Source organism: Actinoplanes italicus, assembly GCF_003001815.1.
GTDB lineage: Bacteria > Actinomycetota > Actinomycetes > Mycobacteriales > Micromonosporaceae > Actinoplanes > Actinoplanes italicus.
The window spans coordinates 77,569-94,086 of the sequence record NZ_PVMZ01000015.1 but is presented as its reverse complement, the minus strand read 5'-3'; the positions used below and the strand labels follow the sequence as shown (position 1 = coordinate 94,086).

At 70.3% G+C, this 16,518-nt stretch carries 11 protein-coding genes; 6 read left to right on the top strand and 5 right to left on the bottom strand.

Features of this window, described 5'->3' with window-relative positions; translation table 11 throughout:
* Window positions 1-17 precede the first annotated feature (17 nt).
* Window positions 18-1,931, bottom strand: coding sequence for an elongation factor G (locus CLV67_RS31515; RefSeq protein ID WP_282958716.1), 1,914 nt, complete (start codon window positions 1,929-1,931; stop codon window positions 18-20).
* 181 nt (window positions 1,932-2,112) lie between these two features.
* Between CLV67_RS31515 and CLV67_RS31510 the strand changes: the two genes are divergently transcribed.
* The 3 genes from CLV67_RS31510 (at window position 2,113) to CLV67_RS31500 (ending at window position 5,140) form a co-directional block, all read left to right on the top strand.
* Window positions 2,113-2,715 (top strand): CPBP family intramembrane glutamic endopeptidase, encoded by a 603-nt coding sequence (locus CLV67_RS31510; RefSeq protein ID WP_106324916.1) that lies wholly within the window; start codon window positions 2,113-2,115, stop codon window positions 2,713-2,715.
* A 58-nt stretch (window positions 2,716-2,773) separates the two neighbouring features.
* A complete protein-coding gene (locus CLV67_RS31505; RefSeq protein WP_106324914.1) occupies window positions 2,774-4,348 on the top strand; it encodes a DHA2 family efflux MFS transporter permease subunit in 1,575 nt (524 codons plus the stop codon).
* 132 nt (window positions 4,349-4,480) lie between these two features.
* On the top strand, window positions 4,481-5,140 hold the full coding sequence (locus tag CLV67_RS31500) for a phosphotransferase (protein ID WP_373873196.1): 660 nt from the start codon (window positions 4,481-4,483) through the stop codon (window positions 5,138-5,140).
* A gap of 158 nt (window positions 5,141-5,298) precedes the next feature.
* On the opposite strand, the gene CLV67_RS31495 is transcribed toward CLV67_RS31500, so the two are convergent.
* The 3 genes from CLV67_RS31495 to CLV67_RS31485 all read right to left on the bottom strand — a co-directional run bounded on the left by CLV67_RS31495 (window position 5,299) and on the right by CLV67_RS31485 (window position 9,653).
* On the bottom strand, window positions 5,299-6,585 hold the full coding sequence (locus CLV67_RS31495) for a vWA domain-containing protein (protein WP_239166772.1): 1,287 nt from the start codon (window positions 6,583-6,585) through the stop codon (window positions 5,299-5,301).
* On the bottom strand, window positions 6,582-7,766 hold the full coding sequence (locus CLV67_RS31490) for an AAA family ATPase (protein WP_106324907.1): 1,185 nt from the start codon (window positions 7,764-7,766) through the stop codon (window positions 6,582-6,584). The genes CLV67_RS31495 and CLV67_RS31490 overlap by 4 nt, the downstream gene beginning before the upstream one ends.
* A gap of 147 nt (window positions 7,767-7,913) precedes the next feature.
* A complete protein-coding gene (locus CLV67_RS31485; protein ID WP_146169360.1) occupies window positions 7,914-9,653 on the bottom strand; it encodes a hypothetical protein in 1,740 nt (579 codons plus the stop codon).
* Between the two features lie 2,089 nt (window positions 9,654-11,742).
* Here CLV67_RS31485 and CLV67_RS31475 point away from each other — a divergent pair.
* Both CLV67_RS31475 and CLV67_RS31470 read left to right on the top strand, forming a co-directional pair.
* Window positions 11,743-12,348 (top strand): response regulator transcription factor, encoded by a 606-nt coding sequence (locus tag CLV67_RS31475; protein ID WP_106324901.1) that lies wholly within the window; start codon window positions 11,743-11,745, stop codon window positions 12,346-12,348.
* Window positions 12,349-12,379: 31 nt separating this feature from the next.
* Window positions 12,380-12,958, top strand: a complete 579-nt coding sequence (locus tag CLV67_RS31470) for a VanZ family protein (RefSeq protein WP_106324899.1) — start codon at window positions 12,380-12,382, stop codon at window positions 12,956-12,958.
* Here CLV67_RS31470 and CLV67_RS31465 read toward each other — a convergent pair.
* Window positions 12,873-14,054, bottom strand: a complete 1,182-nt coding sequence (locus tag CLV67_RS31465) for a glycosyltransferase (RefSeq protein ID WP_106324897.1) — start codon at window positions 14,052-14,054, stop codon at window positions 12,873-12,875. The two genes, CLV67_RS31470 and CLV67_RS31465, sit on opposite strands and share 86 nt — an antisense overlap.
* 460 nt (window positions 14,055-14,514) lie before the next feature.
* Here CLV67_RS31465 and CLV67_RS31460 point away from each other — a divergent pair, with 460 nt between their 5' ends.
* Window positions 14,515-16,470: a nucleoside-diphosphate sugar epimerase/dehydratase gene (locus tag CLV67_RS31460; RefSeq protein ID WP_106324895.1), complete on the top strand. Its 1,956-nt coding sequence runs from the start codon at window positions 14,515-14,517 to the stop codon at window positions 16,468-16,470.
* The last annotated feature ends 48 nt before the right edge of the window (window positions 16,471-16,518 follow it).

The following is a 16,518-nucleotide window of genomic DNA, read 5'->3' as shown; positions in this document are numbered from 1 at the left end:
CCGGGCCCGCCCGTCACTCACGCCGCCGGGCGGTAACCGGCCGGACGGCTGGTGAACGTGCCCCGGCCGTGCGTGCGGCTGCGCAGCCGGGTCGCGTACCCGAACAGCTCCGCGAGCGGAACCGTGGCGGTCACCGTGCGCTCCGAGGAGTCGGTGACCTGACCGCGGCGGGCCGCGAGATCGCCGAGCACCGCGCCGAGCGTGTCCGACGGCGCGCTGACCGTGACCTCGGCGACCGGTTCGAGCAGCGTGATCCTGCAGGCGCGCAGCGCTTCGCGGAGCCCGAACCGGCCGGCCGCGCGGAACGCCATCTCCGACGAGTCCTTGACGTGTGTCTGACCGTCGGTGAGCGTGACCCGCAGTCCGACCACCGGGTGGCCGCCGAGCGGGCCGCCCGCCAGAGCCTCCCGGCAGCCGGCCTCGACGGCCCGCACGTACTCGGCCGGCACCCGCCCGCCGGTCACCGTCGACGCGAACACGAAGCCGGTGCCGTCGACCGGCTCGACGTTCAGAACGACGTGGGCGAACTGGCCCGCGCCGCCGTCCTGTTTCACGTGCCGGTAGACCACGCCGGTGACGCCACCGGTGACGGCCTCGCGGAGCGCGACCTGCGGACGGCCGGTGGTGATCTCCAGGCCGGTCGCCTGCCGCAGTTTCTCCACGGCCACCTCCAGATGCAGTTCACCCAGGCCGGACAGCAGCGTCTGACCGGTTTCGGCGTCCGTGCGTACGCCCAGGGACGGATCTTCCTCCGCCAGCGCCGCGAGAGCGCCGGGCAGACGTTGAGCGTCGGATCGCGTGCGTGCCTCGACGGCCACCGAGACCAGCGGCTCGGCCGTCCGCGGCGCCTCCAGCACCACCGGATGCTGCCGGCTGGAGAGGGTGGCGCCGGTGCGGACGGCCTTGAGGCCGGTCACGGCGACGATGTCGCCGGCCACCGCGTGATCGACGTCGGTGTGCCGGTCGGCCTGGACCCGGACGATACGGGAGATTCTTTCGGTACGGCCGGAGCCGGCGTCCCACATGACATCCCCCTTCGTGATCGTGCCGTCGTAGACGCGCAGGTAGCTGAGTCGTTCGCGTTTCTTGAAGACGAGCGCGACCGGGTGGCCGTCCGCGTTGCCGGCGGGTGCGGGCAGGTAGTCGACGACGGCGTCGAGCAGCTGCTCGACGCCCTTGTTGCGGTAGGCCGAGCCGCACAGGACGGGCACGGCCTTCCGGGCGAGCGTCAGCTCACGGATCGCCCTCTTGAGCGTCGCGTCGGACATGTCGCCGAGTTCCTCCAGAGCGTCCGGGTGCAGCTCGGCGACGGCCTCCTCCAGCGCCTTGCGAGCTGTGGCGGCCTCGGGTGGTGGCTGGTCCACCAGGCCGATCACGCCGGTGAAGCCGCCCTCCCGGCCGATCGGTACCTGCACCACGAGTGGCGTCACCTCGAGCCGGTCACGGATCGAGGCGACCGCGGCGTCGAGGTCGGCGCCCGCACGGTCGAGCTTGTTGACGAACGCGATGCGCGGAACGCCGTACCGGTCGGCGGTCCGCCACACGGACTCCGACTGCGGCTCCACGCCCGCGACGCCGTCGAAGACCGCGACCGCGCCGTCCAGGACCCGAAGTGATCGCTCCACCTCGTCGGAGAAGTCGACGTGGCCGGGCGTGTCGATCAGATTGAGCCGGTGTCCGGCCCAGTCGCAGCTGACCGCCGCGGCGAAGATGGTGATGCCACGATCGCGCTCCTGAGGATCGAAGTCGGTCACGGTGTTGCCGTCGTGCACGTCGCCGGTCTTCCACGTCATGCCGGTGGCGAAGAGGACGCGTTCGGTGAGCGTGGTCTTGCCGGCGTCGACGTGCGCGAGGATGCCGATGTTGCGGATGTTCATGATGGGTGTCTCTCGAGTCTGATGCGGGTGGCGGACTGCGCCTGTTACAGGCAGAGACCAGCCCCGGTGGCGCAGCCGGAGCCGGCCACACCAGACACGAGGATCAGCTCGAAACGCGACACGGGGATGACGACGGCGGTGCGGTAACGCATGGCCGTGTCTCCTCTCCGGTCGCGGGTATGGGACCACGGTAGGTGTGATCGGCAAGCGCCGTCGAGCGATTAATGTCGGATCCATGGCCGTCGCTGTGGTGCTGCTGATCATGGTGGCGGTCCGGGTCTGGAACCGGCGCGGCCCGGCGCGGACGCAGCCCTTCATCGGGCCGATCGCCGCGATCCTGCTGGTCCCGGTCTCCGGCCTCACTCCCGCTCAGGCGGGACTCACCCTTTCCGGCTGGGCGTACGCGGTGAGCGCGGCCCTGGTGGTCGCGGCGGGCTACGGGGTCGCGCTGCTGATACCGGCGGCGCGCCGGGCCCTGGCCGCCCGCGACTTCACGAACCCGGTCCGGAAGGCTCTCGTCGGGGTTCCGCTCTCGACCGTGGTCTTCGAGGAGGTGGCGTTCCGCGGAGTGCTGTGGGGACTGGTGTTCCAGGCCCACGGAGCGGTCTGGGCGACCGTGGTGACCGCCGTACTGTTCGGTCTCTGGCATCTTCCGGACAGCACGGAAGTGGCGTTCACCACCTTCGCGGGTGTTCTTCTCAGCTTTCTCCGACTGGTGGGCGGGGGTCTTCTGGCACCCTTCGTGCTTCATTGGACCGCCAATGGCCTGGGAATACTCGCTTCAGCATGGGCGCGCCGATCGGTGCCCGCGGATTCCGGCGGCAGCGATAAATCCTGAGACCCCTGTCGTACCCCGTCGCTAGGCTCCGGAAAGCCGCCCTACCTGTGGAGATGTTGTGAGCAGTCAACCCGCGGCGCCGGCGAAACTGGACGGCGCCGTTCTCAAGATCGCCGGGGTCGTCGTCCTCGGTGCGATCATGTCAATTCTCGACGTGACCGTGGTCAGCGTCGCGATCCCCACCTTCCAGGAGGAGTTCGGCGCGACCTACGCCGAGGTCGCCTGGACCATGACGGGCTACACGCTGGCACTGGCCACCGTCATCCCGCTCACCGGCTGGGCCGCCGACCGGTTCGGCACCAAGCGGCTCTACATGACCGCGCTCCTGCTGTTCACCATCGGCTCGGTGCTCTGCGCCACCGCTGACAACATCGGCCAGCTCGTGGCCTACCGCGTGCTGCAGGGTCTCGGCGGCGGCATGCTCATGCCGCTCGGCATGACGATCATGACGAAGGCGGCCGGCCCGGAGCGCATCGGCCGGCTCATGGCGGTCCTCGGCATCCCGATGCTGCTCGGCCCGATCAGTGGCCCCATCCTCGGCGGCTGGCTGATCGACTCGTACAGCTGGCACTGGATCTTCCTGATCAACCTGCCGATCGGTATCGGCGCGCTGATCTACGCGCAGTTCGTGCTGCCGAAGGACCGGCCCGAGCCGTCCGAGTCGTTCGACTTCGTCGGCATGCTGATGCTGTCGCCCGGCCTCGCGCTCTTCCTCTACGGCGTGTCCACGCTGCCCGAGGAGCAGAGCATCACCGCCGGCAAGGTGTGGATCCCGATGCTCGCCGGGGCCCTGCTGGTGATCGGGTTCGTCTTCTACTCGTTCAAGCCCAAGCACCCGCTGCTCGACCTGCGGCTGCTGCGCAACCGCAACCTGACCGTCGCGTCGATCACGCTAGCCGTGTTCACCGTCGCGTTCATGGGCGCCGGTCTGCTGTTCCCGAGCTACTTCCTGCAGATCCACGGCGAGTCGACGCTGCACGCCGGCCTGCTCATGGCCCCGCAGGGCATCGGCGCCATGCTGACCATGCCGATCGCCGGCATGCTCGCCGACAAGGTGCCGATCGGCCGGACCGTGCCGTTCGCGCTGCTCCTGATCGCGGCCGGATTCTTCGCGTTCACCCAGGTCGGCACGGACACGTCCTACGTCCTGCTGTGCGGCTCGCTGTTCGTGATGGGTCTCGGCATGGGCGGCACCATGATGCCGATCATGACGTCGGCGCTGCGCACCCTCACCAACCACGAGGTGGCCCGCGGGTCGACGCTGCTCAACATCCTGCAGCAGATCGCCGGCTCCGTCGGTGGCGCGGTCATGTCGGTCATCCTCACCTCCGAGCTGAACGACTCGACGCCGGTCACCATCCCCGACCCGCAGACCGGTCAGCCGGTGGCCACCACCGAGGCCCAGCTGGCGATCGGCGCCCAGATGAACCCGGAGATGGCGGCCCAGTTCCCCGACCAGAGCCTGCTCGAGCGGGGCCTGGAGTTCGCGGCCGACTCGTTCGCCACCACGTTCACGGTCGGCTTCGTGCTCGTCCTGCTGACCCTGATCCCGGCACTGTTCCTGCCGCGCAAGCGCGAGGTGTCGCACCTGCTCGACGACGAGAAGGGCGCCACCCCGGTCATCATGCACTGACCGTCGCGTCACATCGAGGCCGTCCGGCACCCGCCGGGCGGCCTCGCGTCGTCTCCGGCGCCGCTCCTTCTCCGCGGCCGGGCACCGGGCGGCGCCCCCTGTGTGAGTTCGCGGGCGGCTACGGTGATGAGCGTGGATCTCCTGGGTTCCGGGCGTGAGGCCGACGTCTATGCGATCGACGAGCATCGGGTGCTGCGCCGCTACCGGCGCGGCGACGACGTCACCGCCGAGGCCGAGCTGATGCGTCACCTGGCCCGTGCCGGATATCCGGTGCCGGACGTCCACTCCGCCGCCGGACCCGACATGATCATGGACCGGCTCGACGGGCCCACGATGACCGAGGCGTTCGCGGCCGGGCGGCTCGGCGTCGACGAGGGCGCGACGATGCTGGCCGGCCTGCACCGGCGGCTCCATGAACTGCCTGCCCGGCACGGCCGTGCGCCCGGCGACCGGATCCTGCACCGCGACCTGCATCCGGAGAACGTGATGCTCACCGCCGCCGGGCCGGTCGTGATCGACTGGCACAACGCCACCGAGGGACGGCCCGCCGTCGACGTCTGCCTGACAGCGATCATCATGGCGCAGGCCGGCGCAGACCGTACTCATCCGCACGCCGCGATCGTCCCCGGCTTCCTCGCCGGCTTCCTGGCCCGCGCCGGTGACGACCCGCTCGACGGACTCGACGAGGCGCTGGCGATCCGCCGGGCCGACCCGGCCCTCAGCCCAACCGACGCCGCCGCCCTCGCCGCGACCGTGACGCCGCTGATCCTGGAAGCCACCGTGACCCGCTGATCCTGGAACCGCCGGGCCCGCTGATCGTGGACGCCACCAGACGGCCCCCCGTTTCCCGCCCCGACGTCTCCGGAGCGGGTGAGCCGCCTGGTGGCGAGACCTGTCGCGAGCCGTGGCCGAGCCTTCCCTGGCTGAAGTACGGCTGACGGGCTCGCAGTTCAGCCGAGCGTGACCACCCGCGCCCAGGCCGGCGGCAGGTCCGGCTCGTAATCCGGGTCGTCCTCGTCGACGCGGCGCGGCCGGGGGAACAGGCCGATCACCGTGCGGCACGGCGGCTGCCGCTCCGGCCACGGCGTCTGACCGTCGGTCAGCACCACGATCACGTCCGGGCGCGTGGTCAGGGCCTTGGTGAAACCCCTGCGCAGGTCGGTTCCGCCCCCGCCGATCAGCGTGATCCCCTCCGACTCGCAGATCTCGCCGGTCACATGGGCCGCCGCGTCACAGGAGACGACCCGCACCAGGTCACGCCGGCCGCCGACGGCCCGGCCGATCGCGGCCACCTCCAGCAGGGCGGTGCCCAGCTCGCTGTCACTCACCGACCCCGATGTGTCGATCACCACGGTGACCCGGGGCGGGCGCCGCCGCAGACTCGGCAGAATCACCCCCGGCAGGCTCGACGACCGCCGCGACGGCCGGCTGTACACGTAGTCCTCACCGACGCCCGGCGCCGACACGGCCGAGCGGACCGCGCTGCCGAGCAGCTCACGCCACGGCTGCGGCGGGTGCACCACCTTCTCCGCCCAGCGCTGCCAGCCGGCCGGTGTGTTACCGCGGCCCACGATGCCCTGCGCCACCCGGTACCGGATCAGCGCCCGCTCCTGCTCGTCGAGGCCGTCCGCGCCGTCCGGGCCCAGCTCCCACGGACGGCCCCGCCCGTCGGCGCCGCCACCGCAGTCCAGCCAGATCAGCTCCCGGCAGTAGAGACCCAGCGCGATCTCACGCAGGTACTCCTCCATGAGCCGGCCCGGTTCCAGGTTCAGCAGTTCCGGGACCACGGCGCCCTGGGGGCGGGGCAGTCCGTCGCCGTACACATCGTCGTTGATCTCGAAGTCCGCGGCGATGTTCATTCGGAGCCGGTCGCCGGAGCCGGTCAGGTCCTTCTCGGCGGCCAGCCGGTCACCCCGGCCGTGATGGTCGCGCAGCAGGTGGGAGACCTCGTGCACCCAGACCCCGGCCAGCTCCTCGACCGGGGTCGCGGCCAGGAACGCGGGGTTGACGTAGCACCGCCAGTACCGGTCGACGCCCATCGTCGGCACCGGCCAGGACAGGAGCGGCTTCAGCGCGAACAACGCGGTCGCCAGGTACGGCCGCGCCTCCGCGGCGAGCAGCCGCGCGGCGTACAACCTCTCGGACTCCTCGGCCGTGAAGACCTCCCGCGGTCTCGCCTGGCCGGATCCCGCATCGGTTCGCCCCGGACGCGGGCCTGCTTGCATGTCGGCTCTCATCGGGCGGCCACCACCCGTTTGCGCAGGCCGACCACCGGGGCCAGGCGTTCCATCTCGGCCGGGACCGGCCACTCGTCGCGGCGCAGCGCCGCGAGCGTCGCCGCCGGCACCACCACCAGGTCCGGGGCGCCCGTCTCCAGCGCCCGCACCAGCACAGCCCAGGCAGCCTCCCAGCGCGACCGGTCCGGGCGTCTCCGCACCGCCTCGACCACGCCGTCGAGCGTCGCCTGCCGCAGATCGCCCCGCTCCGGAAGAACCGCGGCCCGGGGATCGGCCAGCAGCATCTCCGGATCGGGCAGGTCCAGCCGGTCCATGAACGCCAGCAGCTCCAGACCCGGACCGTCCCCGACCGTCCCGCGGACCAGCATCGACAGCACCTCCCGCGACACACCGGACGCGACCGCGAACGCCACCAGCCGCAACGTCATGTCCCAGCTACGTGGCGACGGCCACGGCCCGCCACGGCGCGCCTCACTGTCCGGCAGCCGGTGCGTCAGCGTCGGCCGAGCCTCGAGGAAACCGCACACCGCCCGCCGGGCTCGCGCCACCGCCTCGGGAAGCCGCGCCCGGTCCAGCGCCGGCAGCATCGCCCGCGGCCAGGTGCCGCCGAGACCGCGAACCACCACCTCGTGCTCGAAAGCCCACTGCAGATGTACGAACCGGTTCGCCAGCGGCGGGCTCAGCTCCCACCCGTCGGCGGCCGACGACCGCGGATTGGCGGCGGCCACGATCCGCACGCCCGGCGGCAGACGCAACGCGCCCACCCGGCGCTCCAGCACCACCCGCAGCAGCGCCGCCTGCACGGCCGGCGGAGCGGTCGACAGCTCGTCCAGGAACAGCAGCCCTCTCCCGGCCCGTACCAGCCGGACCGCCCAGTCCGGCGGCGCCATCGGCACACCCTGGGTGGCCGGATCGTCCCCGACGACCGGGAGCCCCGCGAAGTCCGACGGTTCGTGCACGCTCGCGATCACCGTGGTCAGCGGCAGATCGAGCCCTTCCGCGAGCTGGTGGAGTGTGGCGGTCTTGCCGATGCCCGGCTCACCCCAGAGCAGTACCGGCAGGTCCGCGGCGACGGCCAGGGTGAGCGCCTCGAGCTGGCCGTCCGGCCGCGGTTCGGTGCCGGTCGCGGTCAGCAGGGCGAGAAGGTCTGCGGCGACGGGAAGGTTCTGGTCGTTCAGCATCAGTTTCGATCACCTTTGAGAGTCGGGGCGGCCATCAAGACCGGAGTTCGGGTACGTGCAATCGCCGCAACCCGGCTGCGGAGTCTGCGTTCGTGTGGCCGGTGGCCGGTGGCCGGTGGCCGGTGGCGGCATCTGCATGACCGGCGCTCAGCGGAGGACGGCGGTCCTCGTCGTCTTCGTTCTGGTCGTCCTGGTCGTCGTGGCCGTCCTGGTCGTCCGCTTTGGAAGCCGGTGGTGACGGCCGCGGCGGCCGTGACGTTCCTTGCGGGAGCCGATCGGAACGGTCACTCCCGCCGGAACCCGTGCCGCCAGTCCCGCCCGGTAGAGGCCGTGCGCGATCCGCCCCTCGGCGGCGGCCGCGAACGCCTCACCCAGCGCGCCCTCGAGCTTCGCCTCCGGCCCGAGCAGTTCGGCGACGAGAGCCGAGGCACCCGCATGATCACCGTGATCCAGCCGGGCGCGGACCTCTTCCAGGCACTCCGGATTCCGGGCCGCCGTGCGGATCGACCGCAGGCAGGGCAGCGGCGGCCCGCCGAGCAGGGCGAGCAGCTCTTCCCGGCGCAGCTCCTCGGCATCGTGATCGAGCGGCACCAGCCGTCCGCCGACGAGCCCGACCCGATGGACAGCGCCGCAGCACTCGACCAGCCGTACCCCGTCGTCCGTGGCCGCGGTGGCTCCGGCCTGGGCTTCCGCCCTTTCTCCGGCGGCCTCGGGTGTCACCTGCCGGGGGACGGCCTTCATCCCACCGGCCTCGGTCGGCACCTGCCTGGGGACGGCCTTCATCCCACCGGCCTCGGTCGTCACCTCCCCGCAGGTGACTGTCTTTCCGGCGGCCTGGATCGTTGCCTGCCCGGGGTCGGCTGTTTTCTCTGCTTCCTCGATCTTTGCCTGCCCGGAGGGAACCGTTTTCGCTCGGACCTCGGCCGTTGCTGGTCCGGTGTCGGCCGCGCCGATGGTTGTCCGGTCCGGCCTGGACGCCAGTGCCTCCGCGACGAGCGGATGCAGCAGATCGGCGGTGATCATCCCGGATTGGAGAAGCTCGAGGTCAGGCGCCAGCCAGGTCGCCGCATAGGGGAGCACCGCCTCACCTCGGCCGCGACCTGCCCGGCCGCGCCTCGGGGCGGTGTCCATCTCGGGCTCGCCGTCCGACAGCAGGACGCGCCGGCCATTGCCGAGCCGGATCGCGACTGGTCCGGAGTAGCCGTCGGCAGCCCGGAGAATTGCCGCTTCGGCCGCCCAGCGATGCGCGGCATACCCGCGTCCATCCGGGACCGCGGCCGTCCGGTCGGCTTGAGTCGGATGGGCGAACTCGTCGGCGCCGCAGCGTTCGCGCAGGTCGTGGGCACGGTCGGCGGCCCACAGGTGCGGATGGAGGTCGAGCCGGAAACGCCGGTCCGGCTGCGGCCGGGGATGCGGTCCGGCATCGCCGACGGCCGGATCCCACAGCGCCAGGCTGATCCGCTGCCCGGAATCCGCCCAGCTCGGTGCCGTGCGGACGACCAGGTGCGCGCAGTCCTCCGCCACCGGATGCCGGCCGGTGCGCTCGACGCGGTCGCCCGCGCTGGCGGAGTACCGGGCCAGCGAAATGGTCAGCCCCGGCCGTAGCAGGCCGTCCGAGAGGGTTCGTGGCAGATGCCATCGCAGCAGGTCCGGCGCGAGCCGCCGGAGATCGGCACGGACCAGGGCAGCGAGTTCCCGCCCCCACAGGGACGCGATCTCACGAAGGTCCAGATCCACATCGACCTGTGCGGCAGCGCTGGCCCCAGCCCAGTCCCCGGCATGCCGGCGGGCGGTCGCAGTTTCGATCATCGAGGCCGGCACGGCGAACTCCCGCACGCGCCGCCAACTGAGAAGACGGGCCTTCCCGTCCGCGTTCAAGGAGCGCATCAGCACTCACCTTGCGCGGACGAGACCCCCGTTCCACAAGCGAAGGTATTCATTGCCGGGGAGAGTACATGCTCAAGCCAACCCCGCCAACCCGTTACCCATTCACCCTTTTTACTGGCTTAATATCCCTTTTGTCGGGCAGGCATCAGCATGTATGGCAGCCTTGCGAACCGAGAGTCGGGCAGGCGGGGCTCCGGCAGGATGCGGGCGCTGACCTGCCCGGCAGGCGCTACCGGCTTGCGGTGTTTGGCGGGCGGGTCTCGCGCCCGGGATGCGCGGTTGCCCAGTCGTCCGGGATGCGCGGTTGTCCAGTCGTCCGGGATGCGCGGTTGTCCAGTCGCCGCGGTCCTGCGGTCCTTCGTGCCACTTGATCGGCAGGCAGTGGCTCACGCACCCTTCCCGGCCGGGGGAACAGCCGTAGCCCCAGTTCGCCGCCGAAACGCGGCCAAGATGATCATCCGGCACAGGCCCGCTGCGGTTTCACCTCGGCAGCGCAGGGGCTGCAGGGATTCGGCCGATACGCGGCGCCATCGGCGCAGAGCTGCAGACGGCAGGTGGCCCGCCCACCGGCACGCGGTCTTGCGCACCGTGAGGTCGGCGCTGATCTGTGCGGGTCAGGTGCGAGGTCTGGTGGAGTACGACGCTCGCGCTGTTGCGGGCGTGTCAGGATGCGGTCCGGTGGAGCACGATGCTCGCGCTGTTGCGGGAAGGTCAGGTGTGCGGTCTAGAGACCCTTCGTCGTCAGGGTCCAGCCCGCCAGCTGCGGCGCCGGTTCGGGTGGCTGTTGATCGTTCGGTTGTGGGTGGCGGGCCCTTCCTGGCGTCTTTGATCGTTCGGTTGTGGGTGGCGGGCCCTTCCTGGCGTCTTTGATCGTTCGGCTGTGGCAGGCGGACCCTTCCCAGCGCCTCTTGATCGTCCGGCTGTGGCCGGGGAACCCTTCCCGGCGCGGGAGGCAGCCGTATCCCGGAGCCCGACCTGAAAAACGGCCGTAGTTGATCGTCCAGCATCGGAACGTGGCGGTATCGGGCCGCGAGGCGTAGCCCAGGCCGGCTTCACCGAGCCGGGCCTCGGGCCGAGCACCGCCGACGACTCAGCCAGACAGCCATCCGCGGGGAACCCGCGAGCCGTATCCGAGACCCGATGCGGCTCGCCTTCACACCCCGACTACGAAGCTCTCTAGCGGAATCTGCGCTGGATGCGGCTGGATCGGGTGGTCGCGGTTGTTAGGAGCGTGCGGTTGGCGGGGCGGGTGTTCGCGGTGGTGTGGGTGGGCCGGGGGTGGTTGGCGGGGCGGGTGTACGCGGTGGTGTGGGTGGGCCGGGAATGGGTGGCGGGGCTGGTGTTCGCGCTCGTGTGGGTGGGCCGGAGCGTGCGGTCTGGCGGATCACGGTGCCTCGCGCTGGGGAAGGGCCGGGAGGAGGTTGGTGCGGCGGTTGGGTGATGGGCTGGGGCGTACCTGAGGAGTGGTTCGGGGTGTCGGATACATGGCTCAGGTGCGGCCGAGAGGTGCGGCGACAGTGCTGAGCGGGGAATGGGTGGCATGTCCGGAATGGGTGGATGGCGGGCCGGCGGGCGGGTCACCCGGTGGGGGGAATTGGTAATCCTTTTCGGTCGCGTGAGTTCGGCTCGGTTTTCAAGGGATCTTGAATTGAGTGGATAACGGTCCGGTTGCAAGGAGGGAACCGTTATCACTTTCAGGTGATCGGAATGGCGAAAATCGATCAGTTTGTTGTACGTTTGGTCCAGAAAAAGTGGGACATCGACCGGGTTTCCGACGGGTAACCGATCGATGTCCCGGTCATTTCGTCTCCCTGATTCGTTGATCCGGCATACCTGACTCGTTCGATCGGCTATGGGCAGGTGCGCAGAGTGCGCCGGCCCGATACGTTAAGTGTGTGTCCAGTGGAGATCCCTATTGGCACGAAATGCCTGTGAACTGGGAGGACAGCCGTTTTCCCCGATCAATGGAAGATCTGTCGACCCGCGATCGTCCGAATGGACACGGGGCGATAGAAAGGTATGTGCTTCCTGCGTTCCAGACAGGTCGACGAACCGGCCGGCGCCGGCGTCCATCGCAGAGGGTGGTGTGATGATCCGGGTCGTTGTGGTGCGAGACGAGGGATACTTCGGCGTCGCGGTGCGCGCGTTCCTCGAGACCGAACCGGACATGCATTACGTCGACACCCTGCCGATCGGTGGTGATCTGGCGCAGCGTGCCGCGCAGTTGTGGCCCGCGGTCGTCGTGATCGACACGCAGTACATGGTCAGTCAGGTCCTGCCGCTGGCCGACCAGCTGCACGCGGCCATCCCGTCGTGCTCGATGCTGCTGCTGTGCGACCCGTCGAAGCGCGGCATGCTGCCGCCGCGCCGGTGGAACGGCGGGCTCAACTTCCTGGTCAAGGACACCTCGCCGGCGATGCTGGCGGACACGGTGCGCCGGCTGGCGCGGGGTGAGCGGGTGGTGTCGCCGATGCTGCAGGCCGCCTCGCTCAACACCGATCGCGGGCTGAGCACCCGTGAGCTGGAGGTGCTCGGCCTGGCCGCGGAGGGGGAGTCGGTCAAGGAGATCGCCGGGCGTCTCTATCTGTCCAGTGGGACGGTCCGCAATTACCTTTCCGCGATCATTTCCAAGACCCGCGCCCGCAATCGGCTCGACGCGATTCGTATCGCCCGTAAGGAGGGCTGGCTCCGTTGACGGTCGCGGCGCGCGGGTAGCGTGGGAACGGATGCCAACCCACCAATTCGACATCCCGGCGCTGCCCGTACTTCTGCCCCTGGGTTTCGCCCTGATGATCGTGACCGGCCTTTTCCTGCACCGGCGGGGGCTGCTGACTCCCGCCCGGCTGGCCCTGGGCTGGTTCGCCGGGTGGTACGCGGTGGCCGTTCTCGGCGCGACGCTGCTGCCGATGCATCTGGCCTGGGGCGGCGCCTACGACCCGGACCAGTACCGGTTCATCTTCATCCCGCTGCTGGAGATGCGGCCGCTCGACTTCCTGCTGAACACGGTGATGACGCTGCCGCTGGCCGGCCTGCTGTTCCTGCTGTTCGGCATCCGGGAGGAGGGCCGGCTGGTGCGGATCGGGTTCCTCGTCAGCCTGGCCATCGAGACGACGCAACTGGTCATGCTGTTCACCCTGGACGGCAACCGGTGGGCGGATGTGAACGACCTTATGTCGAACACGTTCGGCACCTGGCTCGGTTATCTGGCGTTCCGCCGGCTCATGCGTTACGCACGCTTCCGCCGGGCAGTGGAAAGCTGTTCTTTCGCCCGAACCGGCCGCGCGACCCCAGCAGCGGTCCGATGACCCGGCGTTTCACCGGCCGGGCCGAGATCCGCTCGTAGAGGCTGCCCACCGAGTCGGCCAGCCGGTCGGCGTCGTACGGCTCGCCCGCGGACCGGGCCGGCAGCCGCTCCCCGCGCCGTTCGGCGAGACACAGCATCTCGGTGCGCAGGGCGCGGGGCAGTGACTCGCGGTCCTGGGAGAGCCGGAAGGTGCCGCGGACCGGGGTGCGTGCGGCGGTCAGTTCCTCGAGCGGCAGGCACGACCCGTACACGGCCGGCAGTCCGCTGGCCACCGCCTCCAGCGTGGCCAGGCCGAACGAGGACTGGTCGGGGGAGGCGAAGACGTCCATGGCGCACAGCATCTCGCGCGGGTGGCCGACCGGCCCGGCGAACCGTACCCGGTCGGCGACGCCCTCGATCTCGGCGAGGCGTTCCAGGGCGGCGCGTGCCGAGCCGTCGCCGACGAGCAGCAGCATCGCGTCCGGCACCTCGGTGATCGCGCGGATCAGCAGATCGAACCGCTTGTCCGGTTCGAGCCGGCCGACGCCGCCGATGACGGCCCGGTCCTCCTCGATGCCGAGCCGGGCTCTGGTCGCGGCCCGTACGCCCCGGTCGAACCGGAACTCGCCCGCGTCGATCGCCTTCGGGATCGTGGTGATCCGCTCGTCCGGTACGCCCCACGAGCGCAGCCGTGCGGCGATCGCCGGGCAGGGGGCGATGGTGACCTGGCCGAGCCGTTCCCCGGCCAGGTAGAGCGCCCGGACGCCGGGGGAGACCGGTCGCCCCTCGATGATCTCGGCGCCCAGGTGGTGTTCGCTGGCGACCACGTGCCGGATGCCGGCCAGCCGGGCGGCGATGCGGCCCTGTACCCCGGCCCGGTACAGGTGGGTGTGCACCAGGTCGTACCGGCCGGAGCGCATGAGCCGGCGCAGTCTCCGCACGGCGGCCGGGTCGTGGTCCCGTGCGCTGCCGACGCGATGCACCCGCGTACCGGTCAGGCCGCCGCCGGTGTCCAGCGTGACGACCTCACTGTCGTACGGCAGCCGGCGCACCAGCAATCGCAGCTGATGCCCGGCCGCACCCGGTTCCAGTGTGCTGATGACATGCAGCACCCTCATCCTTTGTCCCCCGGTCGCATTCTCGACAGAACGCTTGCGACACCCGCCTTGAAGACGCTGCCGAAAGTGCGTCACAACTTCAAGTCGCAGATGTCACGCCTAAGGCGAGAGCTTCTCACTGTCGATATGACATCCTCCGCCGAATGGCTATCCCAGGCTGCCCGGAAGTATCCACCACAAATGCCGATCAAGGTCCTGTCCTCAATAGAACGGCGAAAGTGAGGATTGTTCACATAGCCCATGACAATTGCTACTGTGAACCGCCCGCCCCGGCTGCAACTCTAATTTTGCGATCGGTCGAAAGGGGCGTTGCGCAAGCGAGTCTCGGCGCGCATTTCATGTCCGGAAATGCAATTGGGCCGACTCGCTTCTCTTTGTCTTGAAGTTTGTCTCGAAGCACGCCTTGTCCGAGCGAAGGATCCGCGGCCGGCCCGGGCCGGCATCGTACGAGGGGGAATCCATGCAGGTACGGCGACGAGCGTCCGGCGACACCAGCGCCGACGCGACTCCCGGCGACTGGCGCGGCCCGGGTCCTCACCCGGTTCCGTGGCACCGCCGAGCCCTGCCAGGCCGCGCGGCGCGTGCGGTCACCGACGCGGCGGCGCTGGCCACCGCGCTGCTCATCGCGACGCTGCTGCGCCATGACGGCGACGTCGCCGAGGTCCATTTCCTCGGCCTGGTGGTGCTCTCCGCGGTCGCCGCGGTGGTGCACACCGCGGCCGGAATCCACTTCGGCCTCTACACCGGACGCTGGGCGTACGGCTGCTTCGAGGAGATCGCCGCCCTGGTCCGCACCGCCGCGGTCACCACGCCCGCGCTGCTGCTCCTGGACACGCTGCTCGGCCGTCTGGTGCCGCGCTCGGCGATCATCGGCGCCGGCCTGATCACCCTGGTCCTCGCCGCGGGCATGCGTTACACGGTCCGGTCGATGCAGGACAGCCGGCTGCGGCCGTCGCCGGAGCAGGGCACGCGGGTCGTCGTGATGGGTGCCGGAGAGGGCGCCACCCAGGTCATCCGGGCCATGCTGCGCAGCCCGCGCAGCCCGTACGTCCCGGTCGCCCTGCTCGACGACGACCCGGCCAAGCGCACCTTCCGGGTGATGGACGTGCCGGTCTGCGGCACCCGCGACGACATGGCCGAGGTGGTCCGCAAGTTCCGGGCCGAGGCCGTGGTCATCGCGATCCCCAGTGCGAGCGCCGACCTCATCCGGAAGCTGACCGACCTGGCACAGCCGCTCAACGTCGACCTCAAGGTCGTACCGCCGGTGGTGGAGTTGTTCGGAAGAACCGTTCGGGTCGAGGACATCCGCCCGGTCAGCCACGAGGACCTGCTCGGACGGCGCGAGGTCGGCATCGACCTGGCCGCCGTCGCCGGCTACCTGGAGGGCCGCCGCGTGCTCGTCACCGGCGCGGGCGGCTCGATCGGCTCGGAGCTGTGCCGCCAGCTGGCCCGGTTCAACCCGGCCAAGCTGGTCATGCTGGACCGCGACGAATCCGGCCTGCACGCGGTGCAGCTGTCGATCGACGGCCGTGGGCAGCTCGACGACCGCAACCTCGTGGTCGCCGACATCCGCGACCAGCAGCGCCTCGACGAGGTGTTCACCGAGCACAAGCCGCACGTGGTCTTCCACGCCGCGGCCCTCAAGCACCTGCCGCTGCTGGAGATGCACCCGTCCGAGGCGCTCAAGACCAACATCATCGGCACGTACCAGATCCTGCAGACCGCGATGCGCCACAACGTCGACCGCCTCGTCAACATCTCCACCGACAAGGCCGCCGACCCCTGCAGCGTCCTCGGCTACTCGAAGCGGATCACCGAGCGGCTGACCGCGGCCGCCGACGCCACCGCGAGCGGCACCTACTGCAGTGTCCGGTTCGGCAACGTGCTCGGGTCCCGCGGGTCGGTGCTGACCGCGTTCGCCGCCCAGGTCGAGGCCGGTGGCCCGATCACCGTCACGCATCCGGACGTGACCCGCTACTTCATGACGGTCCAGGAGGCGGTGCGGCTGGTCATCCAGGCCGGCGCTCTGGAGAGCAAGGGTGAGGTGCTGATCCTCGACATGGGCGAGCCGGTACGCATCGCCGATGTGGCCAAGCGCATCGCCGACGCCGCCGACCAGCACATCCAGATCGTCTACACCGGGCTGCGACCGGCCGAGAAGCTCGCCGAGGTGCTGCTCGGGCCGGACGAGCCGGACCACCGGCCGAACCACCCGCTCATCTCACAGGCGCCGGTGCCGCCGCTGGACGGCGCCGTGCTCTCGCTGCTCGACCCGTCGTCGCCGCGTGAGGACCTGATCGCCGTCCTGCACTGGCTGGCCGACAGCCCGGCGCTGCCGAAGAAGCCGCACCCGGTGATCACCACCAAGCAGCGCCGTCCCGAGACCGCCGCCGTGCCACCGGGCCGGCGCTCATGAGCCGCAGGCACAAGCCCCGGGCCAAGAGAATTCTTAAGGAGAGAACCC